This window comes from Pseudomonas sp. PSPC3-2 (assembly GCF_049897085.1).
Classification (GTDB): Bacteria; Pseudomonadota; Gammaproteobacteria; order Pseudomonadales; family Pseudomonadaceae; genus Aquipseudomonas; species Aquipseudomonas paraveronii.
In genome coordinates this window covers 1-15,510 of record NZ_JAFCVO010000028.1, presented here as the reverse complement: position 1 = coordinate 15,510, position 15,510 = coordinate 1, and the positions used below count along the sequence as shown (strand labels likewise).

The window sequence follows — 15,510 nt, the reverse complement described above, 5'->3', positions numbered from 1 at the left end:
ACCAGACGCTCGCCAAGGAGTGCTCCCGAATGCTTACAGAAAGACAATCTGAGGCGTAGCTGTGTCTGCGTATATTCTGATTAGTAACTAATTCAATAGGAATTCATGCTGCTGCGTCATCTGCAAAGCAGTTTTTTCCAAACGCAGTAAAAACTCTTTCCGTGGCTGTCCGCCGCCATATCCGGCGAGCGCACCATTTGTCGCTATGACACGGTGACAGGGGACGACAATGGACAGGCGATTGTGTCCATTTGCATTGCCCACCGCTTGGCTTGCACCTGGCTTGCCGATGCTCCCAGCGACGGCACCGTAGGTTGAAATGGTTCCATAGTCGATTTTTAGAAGCGCTGCCCACACAAGCCTGTCAAAAGAACTGCCTGGCATGTGCAGCGGTACTGAAAACTTTTTTAGCGTTCCATCAAAATAAAGTTTCAGCTGCACTTCGATCTGCTTGATGTGGGGATGCTCGCCCGGTGCAATTGAATACCCATAACGCCCACGCAATTCATTTAACTCAGCAGTGAGCGCCGGGCGGTCAAGAAATTCGAGGAGCACCAAACCTCGCTCCTCTGCCATAGCAATCATCGGCCCCAATGGCGTAGTCAGATGGCGATATAGCAGGAGCGACGTTTCGGCCGACTTGCCAGGGGAAATTTGAAATGTTTTTTTGAAGGCATCTCTAAAGCCACTTAATGACTCGTACCCTAAGTCAAAAGCCGTGTTATCCAGCGTTTCGCCCACAGCAATGCGACCTAAGGCAATACCGAGCCTTCTGGAACGCATCCATGTATGAAAAGTCATACCAAAATTTTGTTTGAACCACCTGCGTAACCGTAGCGGGTCGATACCACGCTTAGTTAGTTCAGCATCACTCCAGCGAGCATCAGGCGATGCAGATATAGAGGCTAGTAGACCCTTGACCCAATCTGGCGCGGTAGCTGCGAGATCCAACGGCTTGCATCGTAAGCACGGCCGATAGCCTGCTGCCATAGCTTCGTTCGCCTGCGAAAAAAACTCTACATTCTCGGGTTTTGGCTTGCGTGCTCCACACGTAGGGCGGCAAAAGATACCTGTAGTTTTGACAGCCGTAAAAAAAACGCCCTCATAGGCGCTGTCGCTACACAGCATCGCGCTGACCATCTCGCCTCTGGGCGGAAGATCGTTGTTGTAAGATCTCATAGACCGTAGCCTCATCCTGCATTGGGCGTGAACATCATTTTTAGACGTGGGAAACAGTGGCAATTTTCAGGCGGATTACAGATTAATACGTGAATGATTAATCTTGGCTCAGTTGGTTTTTGCCATAAGGCCATTCAGATCGCTGTATGTAAATGCGTCCAATGGGTGCTCAAAAAGCCTTCCCGTGCGCAAGAAACTCTTGGCGAGCGCGTTGTTTGCACCCAATAAGAACTCAGCAATGCTGGAACCTGCGCTTAGTCGTTTGACGCCTAGTCTCGCCAATTCATGTATCTCTGGTTGGCCGCTCCAAGAAAGCAGGTTGACAGGTAATCTAGTTGCCTCGCACAGCGTGGCAATGTCGTACTCCTCAACCATTGCAGCTGCAAAAAAGCCGTCAGCACCGGCTTGCTCAAACAACGATGCACGGGAAATGGTTTCTGCCAGTTGTCGTTCTGGTGCTACCAAACATCTGAGATACACGTCAGTTCGTACGTTCACGAACAGATCGATCCCGCGTGTGCTTGCCACCTTCTTTGCCACTTCGATTTTTCGCAAAATCAGATCGATGCTCCCCGCACCGTCTTCAATGTTGATTCCAACGGCCCCAGCCCTAACCACGCAATCAATGACTTTGGCAACCGATTCAAGATCGTCGGAGTAGCCACCTTCGACATCGACTGTGAGGGGTACTGTCAGCACACGAACCATTGACTCCACTGTAGTAGTCAACAATTTCAGGGGAAGCTGATTACCATCTTGGTAACCATTCGCCCAAGCCACAGCGGCGCTGCTGGTCGCTACCGCCTTACTCCCCACGCTCTCGACAATACGTGCGCTGCCGGCATCACCCACGTTGGCAAGTACCAACAAATTATCCTGGTGAAGGTTACGGAAAACCGTACTTAGTCGCGTCATTCAGTAGTACCCCGGCGAGAGAAGACAGGTGCAGATCGCGCTATCGTAAGCTGACTACAACGACGTCTCCACCGAGAAATCGACAGTGATTTGAGTGCTAGCGAATACGATTTTTTGCTGGCTAGAGAGCGCGGAATACCTACCTCTAAAGTCTGCTGCACGATGTTGCCGTACACATCCACTTATCGCGCGGATCAGGTATCAAGATCGATGAGCCGTGTGCGGATGCCTGCATCGGCGCAAAATCCGCCCAGATTGGCGCCAACCGTGGTCTTACCCGACCCGCCTTGGGTTGCTGGGTCAAATCCAAGGCAAAAAAAAGCCTGCATCGCTGCAGGCTTTTCCCTATCTGGCTCCACGACCTGGACTCGAACCAGGGACCCAATGATTAACAGTCATTTGCTCTACCAACTGAGCTATCGCGGAATTTGCCGTATGTTACTGATTAAAAAGGATAAGTCAAGCACTCCGTAGCGCCTGATCGGCGCATTCGGACAGTTGGCGTGCGCCTCTATCCCGCGACGGCCATTTCCTTGGCCAAGTCCAGCCAGGCCCGGGCTGCCGGTGGCAGGTGGGCGCTGGCGCGCCAGGCCAGGGCGATGTGCCAGTCGGTGTGGGGTTCGTCCAAAGGAATCAGCGCGATGCCGGCGTGCTGGTGCTTGAGCGCGAGCATGCGTGGCAGGAAGGCGACGCCCAGCCCTGCCGCCACCAGGTCGACGATGAAGTCGATCTGCCCGCTGCGGGCGGTCACCCTGGGCGTCACGCCCTTGCGTTCGCAGGCGGTGAGGATTAATGCGTTCAGGGCAAAACCGGCTTCGAACAGAATGAACGGTGAATCCGCGAGGTCGGTGAAGTCGATGCGCTTGCGCCGCGCGAGCGGATGGCTCATGGGCAGCACGGCCATCAGTGGCTCATTGCGCACGGGCTGGTAGTCGAAGCCTTCGTCCACCGGCAGTAGCAGGGCCGCCAGATCGACCTCCCCGGCTTCCAGGCATTCGCGCAGTTTTTTGCTGCCGTGCTCGGTGAGTTCGATATCGATGTCCGGGTAGCGGTTGCGGTAGGTCGCAAACATGGACGCGAACAGTACGCCGCATCCCACTGGCGGCAGGCCGATACGCAGCAGGCCACGCTTGAGCTCGCGCAGGTCGTTGATCTCGGCGACCAGGTCGCTGCGCTCGGCGAGCAGCACCAGGGCGCGGCGGTAGGCAATTTCGCCGGCGGCGGTAAGTTCATTCTTGTGGCCGAGGCGATTAAGCAGCGGCGCGCCCAGCTCGTCTTCCAGGGTCTTGACCGCCTTGCTCACCGTCGACTGGGTCAGCGACACCACCTGCGCCGCCTGGGAAAACCCGCCCTGACGCACCACCTCGACGAAGACACGCAGTGTTCTCAGGTTCATCGGTATTCCTTTTGCGACTGGACGCTAGCGATAAAAGTTGTTTTTATCATGCCAGATGTTTGCTTACCGTAATCCCCCTTTGCCCTGCGGAGACACTGTTCATGATCATTTCGTCGGCATCCGATTACCGTGCTGCCGCCAAGCGCAAGCTGCCGCGCTTCCTGTTCGACTACATCGACGGCGGCGCCTACGCCGAACACACAATGCACGCCAACAGTTCGGACCTGGCCGAGATCAGCCTGCGCCAGCGCATTCTGCGCAACGTGGATAGCCTGAGTCTGAAGACCACGTTGTTCGGTCAGGAACACGCCATGCCGATCATCCTCAGCCCAGTGGGCTTGACCGGCATGTACGCGCGGCGCGGCGAGGTGCAGGCGGCCAAGGCGGCGGCCAACAAGGGGATTCCCTTCTGCCTGTCGACAGTGTCGGTGTGCTCGATTGAGGAAGTGGCGTCGCAAAGCGCGCAGTCGATCTGGTTCCAGCTCTATGTGCTCAAGGACCGCGGCTTTATGCGCAATGCGCTGGAACGGGCGCAGGCCGCCGGGGTGACGACGCTGGTGTTCACCGTCGATATGCCGACGCCGGGCGCACGTTACCGGGATGCGCACTCGGGCATGTCCGGACCGTATGCCTCGGCGCGCCGGATGCTGCAGGCCGTCACCAAACCACAATGGGCATGGGATGTTGGCGTGATGGGCCGCCCGCACGACCTGGGCAATATCTCCAAGTACCTGGGCAAGCCCACCACCCTTGAAGATTACGTCGGCTGGCTGGCCAACAACTTCGACCCGTCGATCAGTTGGAAAGACCTGGAGTGGATACGTGAGTTCTGGAAAGGCCCGATGATTATCAAGGGCATCCTCGACCCGCAGGACGCCAAGGACGCGGTGAGCTTCGGAGCCGATGGCATCGTGGTCTCCAACCATGGTGGCCGCCAATTGGACGGCGTGCTCTCCACTGCCAAGGCACTGCCGCCGATTGCCCAAGCGGTAGGCGACGACCTGACAGTGCTGGTGGACTCCGGCATTCGCTCCGGGCTCGACGTAGTGCGCATGCTCGCCCTGGGCGCCAAAGCGTGTCTGCTGGGGCGCTCGACCGCCTATGCGCTGGCCGCCGATGGCCAGCACGGGGTGGAAAACCTGCTGGATATCTTCGCCAAGGAAATGCGTGTGGCCATGACACTGACCGGTGTGACATCGATTGAGCAGATCGACCCGAGCACCTTGGTTCAGCACGGCGTGTAAAACTGCCATCAACCTGCCATCAACCTGCCAAATAACTGACATTAAGCTGCAGCGGCTGTTTTTGACATACTGAATACCCTTTGATTTATAAGGATTTTATTAAAAAACAACAAAGTGGCATGAATCTCGCTCTAACCCTTTCAAGCAGGTTATGCGATGACAAGACGTGTGGCAGTGCCCAGGGGTTATAACCCCTGGCAAAGCGGTTTAAACTGTTTCCAATGTTTTACGGAACTGAAGGAACAGTAAGACGCTTGGTACTCGCCACTCGCATCGAGCCTGTAAGACAGCTAAGTGCTTAGAGGCCGACTGCTTATGAAAACCCCGCCCCAGACTCACGCAATCGACTTTGACAGTGCCAAATTGCAACGCCTGGGCTTTGGTCAGCCATCCTCTCTCCCGCACCGCCCCACCACGGTTGTTCAACTGCGCCAACAACTGGGCCTGCAATTGCAGACCAGCCTGGAACCGCAACGCATCCTCGGCCTGTTCTTTCGCGAGATCCAGCGCCTGGTGCCCCTTGACGCTATGCACTACGTCCATCAGCCCAGCGACCTACGCCTGGAATTCGGCCATCGCGGCCATCATTCGGTGAGCTACGCCTTGAGCCATGAAGGCGAACATTTGGGCGAGCTGGTATTCCGTCGCAACCAACGCTTTTTGGAGGAAGAACTGGGTCAGCTAGAATCCCTGCTCGCCACCCTGCTCTACCCGATGCGCAACGCCCTGCTCTATCGCGCCGCCACCCGCAGCGCCCTGCGTGACCCGTTGACCGAAACCGGCAACCGCATCGCCATGGACCAGACCCTGCAGCGCGAAATCGACATGGCGCGGCGACACTCGAACCCGTTGTCCCTGCTGATGCTCGACATCGATCACTTCAAACGCGTCAACGACACTCACGGCCATGCGGTCGGCGACAAGGTACTGCGCGCCGTGGCCGCGTCAATCAAGGGCCAGCTACGCAATATGGACATGGTGTTCCGGTTTGGCGGGGAAGAGTTTCTGGTCCTGCTCTCCAACACCGGCCGGGAAGCGGCGGCGATCGTCGGCGAGCGGCTGCGCCAGGCGGCACAGACCCAGGAATATTGGGCGGATGACATACGCATCGATCTGACGGTGAGTCTGGGCTGCGCGACGTTGTTGGCTGGCGAGTCTGCCGAAAGCCTCTTGCGCCGGGCCGACAGCGCCCTGTATGTAGCCAAGCGCGAAGGTCGCAACCGCTTGGCAATGGCGGGGTAGATCCCCGCCACGCGTTTTACATCACGCTTCGCTGGCGACGCGCACCAGGCGCTCGCGAACAGTCGCGGCCGCAGGCTTTTCGTTCTCCAGGCGCATGCAGCTTTCCAGGAACAAGTACATGTAGTCGTAGCTCTTGCACACGGCCTGGCGCAGCTCTGCCTGCAGTTGTCGGCTGGGGTTCATGCCGGCCAACGTGCAAATGATTTCCAGTGCTTCCCAAGGGTGGGCATCGTCGTACTGGGCATGCATCTTCAGCCACTTCATTGCGCGCTTGCGGTCTTCCTCTGGGAAGGCTGCGGCATAAACGCCGGTGGAACACACCAACGCGGACCACTCCCCCGTCGCGCCCTCGATGGCGTAGTTGGTGGCGGCGATCGCAATGATCAACGAATCGGCCGAACTGGTGTGCCAGCACCAATGACTCAGTGCGTGCAGTTCCGGCGCTACGTTCTGTGCTTGCAGCTCTTGGAGGCTGACGCCGTGGGCGCCGGCCCAATGCAGCCAATAGTCGGCGTGGTTCAATTCCACCCGAATATTGCGCATCAGCCAACGCCGCGCCATGTCCTCGCCAGGATGACGGGCAAACTTGGTCTTGGTGAGGTTCTGTGCCATGTACAAGGCAAACTGTTCAACCACGGGCCAGCCACCGATCAGGTATTGGCGCATGGTCTTGGCGCTCAGCGTGTTATCACGCATGCGCTGATACAGTTCGTGCTCGACAACTCGGCGCTTGCTTTCGCTACAGCCCTGGATCAATTGCTGCGCCCAGGCGGGGTAACTCGAGGCTTCCATAAGCGGGCCGGTTCTGTTGAAGGTGTCGATCACTGTAAGGCTCCTTTTTAAGTGTGATTGTACAGACCAGCAAATGTTTCAGCGGAATGTGCCGGGCGCCTTGAATAACAGAGGCTGCGGCCGCACAGGTCGACACTGCAAGCTATCAAAGGTAAACAATTGCGGGCGTTCAATCACGTAGCCCTGAGCGTAATCCACACCGATCTCAAGTAGAGCCTGTTCGATGTGCGGCGTTTCAACAAACTCGGCAATTGTGCGTTTACCCATGACGTGGCCGATGTGGTTGATCACTTCGACCATGGCGCGGTTAATCGGGTCGTCCAGCATATCCTTTACGAAACTTCCATCGATCTTCAAGAAGTCTACAGGTAAATGTTTCAGATAAGCGAATGAGGACATTCCGGCGCAGAAGTCATCGAGTGAGAAATGGCAACCTAACTCTTTGAGTTCATTAATAAAGCGAATTGCGCTGCCTAAATTTGCAATAGCGCAGGTTTCAGTTATTTCAAAACAAATCATTTCTGGCGGAACACTGTAAGCCGCAAACTTCTCGCGTAAAAAACCGAGAAAAGCGTCATCACCAATAGTTATGCCTGACAGATTAATCGCACACATAGCCATGGGCCGGCCCGGGCGCTCATGCATGCAGCGGGCAATGAGGTTGAACACGTTGTCCACCACCCAGCGATCCAGGGAGCTCATCAACCCGTAACGTTCGGCGGCCGGAATAAAACTGTCGGGCAGGATGATCCGGCCGGACTCGTCGTGCATCCGCAGCAGGATTTCAATGTGCCCACTGCCGGCGTCGGTGTGCCCCAGGGGCGAGATTTCCTGCGAGTACAGGCAAAAGCGGTTTTCTTCCAAAGCCATGTGCAAGCGTTGCACCCAGGCCATCTCGCCGAAGCGCAGGGACAGTTCGGAGTCGTCGGGATGGTAGACCTGCACGCGGTTGCGGCCCTTTTCCTTGGCCATATAGCAGGCCATGTCGGCGGCGCGCAGCGACGTTTCCAGGGTGGTCGGGATCTGTGAAATATGCACCAGGCCAATGCTAACGGTGGTCATGAATGGCCGGCCCTTCCACACGAAATGCAGGTTCTGCACGGTGTGGCGCAGGCTTTCGGCGATTTTTTCCGCCACCGTCGCCGGGCAGTTCTCCAGTAGGATACCGAACTCATCACCGCCCAGGCGCGCCAGGGTGTCGCCGTCCCGCAGATCCGATTGCAGCAGTGCGCAGATATGCCGCAACAGCTCGTCGCCTGCCGCATGGCCGCAGGTGTCGTTGACCAGCTTGAACTGGTCCAGGTCGAGGAACATCAAGGCATGCCGCCCGTTGTGCTCACGCCCGACGTGTTGCAGCACCTGTTCCAAGCGGAACTCGAACTCACGACGGTTGGCCAGGCCGGTCAATGCGTCATGGGTCGCCTGCCACGAAAGATTGGCGATGTATTGCCGTTCCTGGGTCATGTCGTGCAGCACCAGCACCGCACCGCTGACTTTGCCGGCACTGCGGATCGGCGCGCCCACCAATGTCACCGAGACGGTACTGCCGTCCAGGCGCTGGATGGTTTTGGAGTGTTCGCTGCCGCCACTCAAGTGGCCCTTGGTGATGTGTTCGATCAGGGCGAAAGCATCGGGCTGGGCATCGTCATCGAGTAGGTTGAACAGTGCCGCCAAGGGCTGGCCCTGGGCACGGGCCGATGTCCAACGCGTCAGTGCCTCGGCGGCCGGGTTCATGTAGGTAATGGCGCCATCGACATCGGTGGTGATCACGCCATCGCCGATCGACTCCAGGGTGATCTGTGCCCGCTCCTTCTCCACTTGCAGGGCATCGGCGAAGGCGTGCCGCTGCGTCAACAACTTATAGGTACGCAGCAGCGCCAGGGCGATCAGGCACAGTGCCGTGGCCAGGTTGGTGATCAGCAACAGCCGCAGGATGAAACGCGAGCCTTCACCCAGGGCATCGCTGAACGCCTTTGCCGCCGGCGTCACGCCGTCGTTGATGGCAAATATTTGCGCCTTCCATTGCCGCACATCGTCATCACGGACCTGGCTGGTGGTGATCGCCCGGTGCATCGCCTGGGCCAGGTCGTCCAGCTGGACCAGATAGCCATCGCCCACGGCCCACCGTTCGATGGCTTTTTCCAAGTAACTGAAATGGCGAAAGTTGAGATACAGCCAGATCACACTGGAGACGTCATCCGGGTGGTTGCCGCCCTTGATGATCCCCTGGCGCGCCGCGTTGAGGTCGGGGGCCGGGCGGTCCAGTGCGATACGCAACTCATGCCCGCCCTGAGGCACGGCAATGGCTTGTTGGTATTTGAGGTAGGTGGCCTCGTCGCGATTATCGGCGTACAGCGTCAGATAGTAGATGGCGTCTTTCTGGCCCTTGGACCAAAGACTCTCGCCGGCCACATAGACGCGCACCGCTGAAAGCACATATAGACTGATGCAACCTAATAATACTTGGAACAATACGACGGCGATAAAGGGCCAGACAATGCCCAACAGCCTTGGCGTTCCGAGAGTCCGCTTCTGCTTCATGAAGTCCCTTGCACATGCACAGCCAAATACGCGCGCGGACATCCGCTCCTGATAGCACAGCGTAGGCTAAATCAACGCACTTGTTGCAAGTGTCCGTAAAGTTTGGCGTATAGGCCGCCATCCGCGATCAGTTGCTGATGGTCACCGTCCTCGGCGATATGCCCACCGTCGAACACCAGTACCCGATCAGCTTGTTTCACCGCCGAGAGTCGATGGGCAATGATCAGGGTAGTGCGCCCACTGAGAAACCGCGCCAGCGCCTGGTGCAGGTTGTACTCGGTGGCAGCGTCCAGGGCCGAGGTCGCCTCGTCCAGGATCACCACCTTGGGCTCGGCCAAGACCATGCGCGCAATCGCCAGGCGTTGGCGCTGGCCACCAGAAAAGCGCACGCCGGAGCGCCCCACCACACTGTCCAGGCCCAGGGGCAAGGCCTTGACGGTCGCCTCCAACTGGGCGATTTCCAGCGCCTGCCAACAGGCCTGGTCACTGCGATTGCGGCCCATGGTCAGGTTGGCACGCACGGTGTCGTTGAACAGCGCGGGGTGTTGCAGCACCACCGCGACGTGCTCGCGGATGGTCTCCAGGCCGATTTCCTGCTGGGTTGCACCGCCGAAACGAATACTCCCCGCCTGCGGTGTGTACAACCCCAGCAGCAGTTGCACCAGGGTACTTTTGCCACCGCCGCTGGCGCCGACAATCGCCACCTTCTCACCGGGCTCGATGCTGAGGTTCAACTGGTCGAGCACCCGGTCTTCGCCATAGCCGAACGTCAGGCCACGCACGTCAATACCGACCGTTTCGCGCCCGGTGAACGGGTCTGCGCCGCCGGCATATTGCGGCTCATCGGCACGGGCCAGCAGCTCGTTGATCCGCGTCAGCGCCCCGCCCGCCGCGTAGTAGGCGTATTGCAGGTTCAGCAACTGCTCCACCGGGCCGATCATGAACCACAGGTAGCTGAACACCGCGAGCATCTGGCCGATGGACAGGTCGGAAAACAGCACGGTGAGCATGGCGGCCGCGCGAAAAATGTCGATGCCGAACTGGAACAGCAAACCGCTGGCGCGGCTGGAGGCGTCGGTTTTCCATTGGGAGTGAATGGCATAGTCACGCACTTCACGGGCCCGCTGGCCGAGGCGGCCAAGGAAAAAGCCCTGGCGATTGCCCGCACGGACCTCCTGAATGGCGTCGAGGGTTTCGGTCAACGCCTGAGTGAAGCGCGAGGTGCTGTCGTTTTCGAGTTTCTTCAGGTGCTTGACGCGCTTGCCCAACTGCACCGTGGCATAGATCACCAGCGGGTTGAACAGCAGGATCAGCAACGCCAGTTGCCAGTGCATCCACACCAAAATCGCCGAGGTGCCGACCAGGGTCAACATGGCCACCAGGAAACGGCTGAGGGTTTCGCCGACGAATTTGTCCAGCGTATCCAGGTCGGTGACCAGGTGCGTGGTGACGGTGCCACTGCCGAGGCTTTCGTACTCGCCGAGGGAAATGCGCTTGAGCCGCTCGATCAGGCGCACCCGGATGCGGTAGACGATGTCCTTGGCCAGTCGCGCAAACAAACGCGCCTGCACCACGTTGAACACCAGCGCACCGCAGCGCAGGGTCAGGGTCACCAGCAGCATCAGGCCGATATAACCGGCAGCTTTCTGCCAGCCCAGGGGCAGCGCGTGGTTCATCACCTTGAGCGCGGCATCGCCATGGCCCAGCAGCACTTCGTCAACCAGCAGGGGCAACAGCAGGGGGATGGGCACGCTGCACAGGGTCGCCAGCACGGCGACACCATTGGCGACCCACAGGGATTTTTTGTGACGCAAGGCCAGGCGGCGTATTTCCGCCCAGGTCAGTCGATCAATGTGGTGGGTGGGCTCGGCGTCAGGCTGGTCAGGCACAGGCAGCTCGCTCCAGCCAGCGGGCGAGCAGCGGCGACAGCGCGGACAGCGGCTGGTAGCCGTTGGTCAGCAAGGCCAACTGGCCATTGCGCTCGGCCAGCAGCGTCGGAAAACCGGCGATCCCCAAATCCTGCACCCAGGTGAAATCGGCGGCGGTGGCGGCGTGCTGCTCGGCGCGGTCAAACGCCCCGGCGAACTCGATGCGCGGTATGCCGGCTTTTTCCGCCAGTTCCACCAGAACACTGGCGAGGGTCACGTCGCGCCCCTCGACATAAAACGCATGCTGGATCAGCCCCAGCAGCTTCCACGCGCAATCCGGCGCCAGGCTGCGCGCGGTGACGATGGCGCGGCACGCCGGCTCAGTGTCGTAGACAAAACCTTCAGGCAGCGCGCCGTCACGCTTGAACGTCTGCCCGGTGGCGTCGGTGACCGCCTGCCAGTGTTCCAGGATGTAGCGCCGTGTCGCCGGCTCCAGCGCCGCGCCGCTGCCGGTGCGCAAGCCGCCCACCACCAGGTGCAGCTCCACGCCGGCCACCTGGGCCTGCTCGACCAACGCCTCGGCCACCGGGGCAAAGCCCCAGCACCAGGAACACATCGGGTCCATCACATAGAGCAGGCGCGCAGACATGGCTCAGACCTCGGAAGGGGTTTGCTTGTAGTTGAAGCCAATCGGGTGCGGCATATTGCGGGCCTTGGCCAGTTCAATCTGCTTTTGCCGGTCGATCGCGCTGCGACGGGTTTTCTCCGATAGCTTATCCCAGCAATGTGGACAACTGATGCCCGCCACGTAGTGCTCGGATGTACGATCTTCCACACTAACCGGTGTGCGGCAGGCATGACATTGATCGTAGTCACCTTCGCTCAAGTCGTGGCGCACGGTCACGCGGTTGTCGAACACAAAGCAGTCGCCCTGCCATTTGGTCTCGGCCTGTGGCACCTCTTCGAGGTACTTCAGGATGCCGCCCTTGAGGTGGTAAACCTCATCGAAGCCTTCGCTGAGCATATAGCTGGAAGCCTTCTCGCAACGAATGCCGCCGGTGCAGAACATGGCGACTTTCTTGTGCTTGGCAGGGTCGAAGTTGGCTTTGATGTAGTCGGGAAACTCGCGAAAACTGGTGGTTTTCGGGTCGATCGCGCCTTCAAAGGTGCCGATGGAGACTTCGTAGTCGTTGCGGGTGTCGATCAGCAGCACCTGCGGGTCGCTGATCAGCGCGTTCCAGTCCTGTGGGTCAACGTAGGTGCCGACTTTTTTGTTCGGGTCGACGCCTTCGACGCCCAGGGTCACGATCTCTTTCTTGAGCTTGACCTTGGTGCGATAGAACGGCTGCTCGTCGCAGTACGACTCTTTGTGGTCGATATCGACCATGCGCAGGTCGTTCTTCAGCCAGGCCATCAGGCCATCAATGCCTTCGCGGCTGCCGGAAACGGTGCCGTTGATGCCTTCTTCGGCGATCAGCAAGGTGCCTTTGATGCCGTTGTCGACCATCGCCTGCAGCAAGGGCTCGCGCAGGGCGACGTAGTCTTCGAGGGTGACGAACTTATACAGTGCCGCCACGACAATCGGTTGAGTCATGGGTGTTCTCTCCAGGTGGCTACCCTCGTAAGGGGTGAACCGGATGCAAAAAAAACGCGCCGGCTAAGCGGCGCGTTGCGGATTCTAGCAAATGCGGGGGGTCAGAAACACCCGGTCATCAGCTATGGCCGCCGGCGCAGGTCGGCGAGGCCGGGGCTACGTCGATTTTCGCCCATTCTTCAGGCGTGTAGGTATGCAGCGCCAGCGCATGAAACTCGCTCATCAGGTCACCCAGGGTGGCGTAGACCTTCTGGTGGCGCTTGACGCGGTTAAGCCCTTCGAACTGCTGGCTGACCAGCACGGCCTTGAAGTGGGTCTGTAGCCCACGGCTGTGCATGTGGCTTTCGTCCAGCACGCTCAAGTGGTCCGGGCCCAGGGCGGCAAGCGCCGTTTCGATACGCTGTTGCATGGTCATTCCTGCTTACTTCTTCTTGGCCGGAGCGGCGGCTTTAGGTGTCAGCTCGTTGGTCATGTCTTCCAACAGCTTGTTCACCACCGGCACGGCGCTTTCCAGCTTGGCCTGAGTCATCTGGGCCGATTGCTGGGTCAACTGCGGCATTTTTTCCAGGACTTTCTTACCCAATGGAGATTGGTAGAACGCAACCAGGTCCTTGAGCTCGGATTCGCTGAAGTTGCTGGTGTAGAGCTTGACCATGTCCGGTTTCAGTTTTGGCCAGCCGATGGCTTGGTCCAGGGCGGCATTGGCCTTGGCCTGGTAGCTGTCCAGTACGGACTGCTTGGCGGCCGGCGCTTTGGTCTGTTCGAAACGCTGGGCGAACATTTGCTGCACTTGCATGTACACCGGGGTCCCCAGCTTGTCAGCGTGGGCCAGGGTAAGGAAGGCTTCGGCACTGGCGTTGTGGCTGGCGGTATCGGCAAAAACCTGGCCGCTGGCGCAAACCAGAGCAACCGCGGTACAGATGGCACGAAGACGAGTCATCGAGTTTCCTTTTCTAGCAGGCGAGGTCAGACCCCAAGGGCGCCCATTCTGCGCCTAAAAAACCTCGCGGCTCAACCCCAGGCCTTGTCGGGCCTGGATTTGCGGTGGATGAATCCGATGAAAAGTCTTTTAGGGAACCCCCTGGGTCGATCACGGCCTAAACTGCGCAAACGAACCTGAAGGAGTGTGCCCGATGAGCCGTATCGAAACCGACAGCCTGGGAGAAGTCCAAGTCCCGGATGACGCTTACTGGGGCGCGCAGACCCAACGCTCACTGGTGAACTTCGCCATCGGCGAGCAGCGCATGCCCCTCGCGGTACTGCACGCCCTGGCCCTGATCAAGAAATCCGCCGCGCGGGTCAACAGCCGCAATGGCGACCTGCCTGCCGACATCGCGCGCCTGATCGAACAGGCCGCCGACGAAGTGCTCGACGGGCAGCATGACGACCAGTTCCCGCTGGTGGTGTGGCAGACCGGCAGCGGCACCCAGAGCAACATGAACGCCAACGAAGTGATCGCCGGGCGCGCCAACGAGCTGTCGGGCAAGGCCCGCGGCGGCAAGAGCCCGGTGCATCCGAACGATCATGTGAACCGCTCACAGAGTTCCAACGACTGCTTCCCCACCGCCATGAGCATCGCGGCGGTGCAGGCAGTCAACCAGCAACTGCTGCCCGCGATCACGCACCTGTCCGGCGGGCTGGCGGAATTGTCGGCACGCCATATGAAGCTGGTGAAGACCGGTCGCACCCATATGATGGATGCCACGCCGATCACGTTTGGTCAGGAACTCTCGGCGTTTATCGCCCAACTCGATTACGCCGAACGCGCGATCCGCAGCGCCCTGCCCCAGGTGTGCGAACTGGCCCAGGGCGGCACCGCCGTCGGCACCGGGCTCAACTCGCCCCACGGCTTTGGCGAGGCGATTGCCGCCGAACTGGCGGCCTTGTCGGGCCTGCCGTTCGTGACCGCACCCAACAAATTCGCCGCCCTCTCCGGCCACGAACCGCTGGTGACCCTGCACGGCGCCCTGAAAACCCTGGCCGTGGCCCTGATGAAAATCGCCAACGACCTGCGCTTGCTGGGCTCCGGCCCCCGCGCCGGGCTGGCAGAAGTCAAACTGCCGGCCAACGAACCGGGCAGCTCGATCATGCCCGGCAAGGTCAACCCGACCCAGTGCGAAGCGCTGTCGATGCTCGCCTGCCAGGTCCTGGGCAACGACGTAACCATCGGCATTGCCGCCAGCCAGGGGCATTTGCAGTTGAACGTGTACAAACCGGTGATCATCCATAACCTGCTGGAGTCGATCCGCTTGCTGGCCGACGGCTGCAACAACTTCCAGGAACACTGCATCGCAGGCCTCGAGCCCGACGCCGAACAAATGGCCGCGCACCTGGAACGCGGGCTGATGCTGGTGACCGCACTCAACCCGCACATCGGCTACGACAAAGCCGCGCAGATCGCCAAAAAGGCTTACGCCGAAGGCCTGACCCTAAGAGAAGCCGCGCTGGACCTGGGCTACCTGACCGACGAACAGTTCGACCAATGGGTACGCCCGGAAAACATGCTGGAGGCCGGACACTAAGCGCAGCGCAGCACGTGCTTTTGCTTTGCTCTTGCTCTTGATCTGCTTTTGATCTTGATCTTAGGCGCCCCGTTAAACCACGCTGGCCGAACGCAGGTTTGAATCCGTGGGTAACCCGGCAGGACGCCGGGTTAGCCGTCCTGGGCCATGGATGGCCCATGACGGCGGCCCACGGATTCAAGCCTGCGTTCGGGCACACCGAGCCTAGGCGAGGTGC

At 59.4% G+C, this 15,510-nt stretch carries 13 protein-coding genes, 1 tRNA gene and 1 pseudogene; 3 read left to right on the top strand and 12 right to left on the bottom strand.

The window, feature by feature from the left end; translation table 11 throughout:
* Positions 1-87 precede the first annotated feature (87 nt).
* From ACP7CJ_RS27715 to ACP7CJ_RS27695, 5 genes and pseudogenes are all read right to left on the bottom strand, one after another.
* Positions 88-1,179, bottom strand: a complete 1,092-nt coding sequence (locus ACP7CJ_RS27715) for a bifunctional transcriptional activator/DNA repair enzyme AdaA (RefSeq protein WP_276194112.1) — start codon at positions 1,177-1,179, stop codon at positions 88-90.
* 108 nt (positions 1,180-1,287) lie between these two features.
* Complete coding sequence (locus ACP7CJ_RS27710) at positions 1,288-2,094, bottom strand: isocitrate lyase/PEP mutase family protein (RefSeq protein WP_426102651.1); 807 nt, start codon at positions 2,092-2,094, stop codon at positions 1,288-1,290.
* A 200-nt stretch (positions 2,095-2,294) separates the two neighbouring features.
* Positions 2,295-2,423: pseudogene (locus ACP7CJ_RS27705) on the bottom strand (ParA family protein); the annotation flags it as partial.
* 21 nt (positions 2,424-2,444) lie between these two features.
* A tRNA-Asn gene (locus ACP7CJ_RS27700) sits at positions 2,445-2,520 on the bottom strand.
* Positions 2,521-2,605: 85 nt separating this feature from the next.
* Positions 2,606-3,490 carry a LysR family transcriptional regulator gene (locus ACP7CJ_RS27695; RefSeq protein ID WP_276194118.1) on the bottom strand — a complete coding sequence of 295 codons (885 nt, stop codon included), beginning with the start codon at positions 3,488-3,490 and terminating at the stop codon, positions 2,606-2,608.
* A 101-nt stretch (positions 3,491-3,591) separates the two neighbouring features.
* Between ACP7CJ_RS27695 and lldD the strand changes: the two genes are divergently transcribed.
* Positions 3,592-4,734, top strand: coding sequence for an FMN-dependent L-lactate dehydrogenase LldD (gene lldD, locus ACP7CJ_RS27690; RefSeq protein ID WP_426102649.1), 1,143 nt, complete (start codon positions 3,592-3,594; stop codon positions 4,732-4,734).
* Positions 4,735-5,049: 315 nt separating this feature from the next.
* The gene (locus tag ACP7CJ_RS27685; RefSeq protein WP_426102647.1) at positions 5,050-5,976 is read left to right on the top strand and encodes a GGDEF domain-containing protein; all 927 of its coding nucleotides are present in this window, start codon (positions 5,050-5,052) and stop codon (positions 5,974-5,976) included.
* A gap of 21 nt (positions 5,977-5,997) precedes the next feature.
* Here ACP7CJ_RS27685 and ACP7CJ_RS27680 read toward each other — a convergent pair whose 3' ends face one another.
* The 7 genes from ACP7CJ_RS27680 to ACP7CJ_RS27650 all read right to left on the bottom strand — a co-directional run bounded on the left by ACP7CJ_RS27680 (position 5,998) and on the right by ACP7CJ_RS27650 (position 13,711).
* Positions 5,998-6,768, bottom strand: a complete 771-nt coding sequence (locus tag ACP7CJ_RS27680; RefSeq protein ID WP_426102677.1) for a TenA family transcriptional regulator — start codon at positions 6,766-6,768, stop codon at positions 5,998-6,000.
* A gap of 78 nt (positions 6,769-6,846) precedes the next feature.
* Positions 6,847-9,309, bottom strand: coding sequence for an EAL domain-containing protein (locus tag ACP7CJ_RS27675; RefSeq protein ID WP_276194122.1), 2,463 nt, complete (start codon positions 9,307-9,309; stop codon positions 6,847-6,849).
* A gap of 71 nt (positions 9,310-9,380) precedes the next feature.
* Positions 9,381-11,198 (bottom strand): ABC transporter ATP-binding protein, encoded by a 1,818-nt coding sequence (locus ACP7CJ_RS27670; RefSeq protein WP_426102645.1) that lies wholly within the window; start codon positions 11,196-11,198, stop codon positions 9,381-9,383.
* A complete protein-coding gene (locus ACP7CJ_RS27665; protein ID WP_426102643.1) occupies positions 11,191-11,826 on the bottom strand; it encodes a DsbA family protein in 636 nt (211 codons plus the stop codon). Before ACP7CJ_RS27665 ends, ACP7CJ_RS27670 begins: the two co-directional genes overlap by 8 nt.
* A gap of 3 nt (positions 11,827-11,829) precedes the next feature.
* The gene (locus ACP7CJ_RS27660; protein ID WP_276194125.1) at positions 11,830-12,771 is read right to left on the bottom strand and encodes a rhodanese-related sulfurtransferase; all 942 of its coding nucleotides are present in this window, start codon (positions 12,769-12,771) and stop codon (positions 11,830-11,832) included.
* A gap of 118 nt (positions 12,772-12,889) precedes the next feature.
* The gene (locus ACP7CJ_RS27655) at positions 12,890-13,186 is read right to left on the bottom strand and encodes a BolA family protein (protein WP_426102641.1); all 297 of its coding nucleotides are present in this window, start codon (positions 13,184-13,186) and stop codon (positions 12,890-12,892) included.
* Between the two features lie 6 nt (positions 13,187-13,192).
* Complete coding sequence (locus tag ACP7CJ_RS27650) at positions 13,193-13,711, bottom strand: DUF2059 domain-containing protein (protein WP_010567461.1); 519 nt, start codon at positions 13,709-13,711, stop codon at positions 13,193-13,195.
* Positions 13,712-13,904: 193 nt separating this feature from the next.
* Here ACP7CJ_RS27650 and ACP7CJ_RS27645 point away from each other — a divergent pair, with 193 nt between their 5' ends.
* Positions 13,905-15,293 carry a class II fumarate hydratase gene (locus ACP7CJ_RS27645; RefSeq protein ID WP_276194126.1) on the top strand — a complete coding sequence of 463 codons (1,389 nt, stop codon included), beginning with the start codon at positions 13,905-13,907 and terminating at the stop codon, positions 15,291-15,293.
* Positions 15,294-15,510 lie beyond the last annotated feature (217 nt).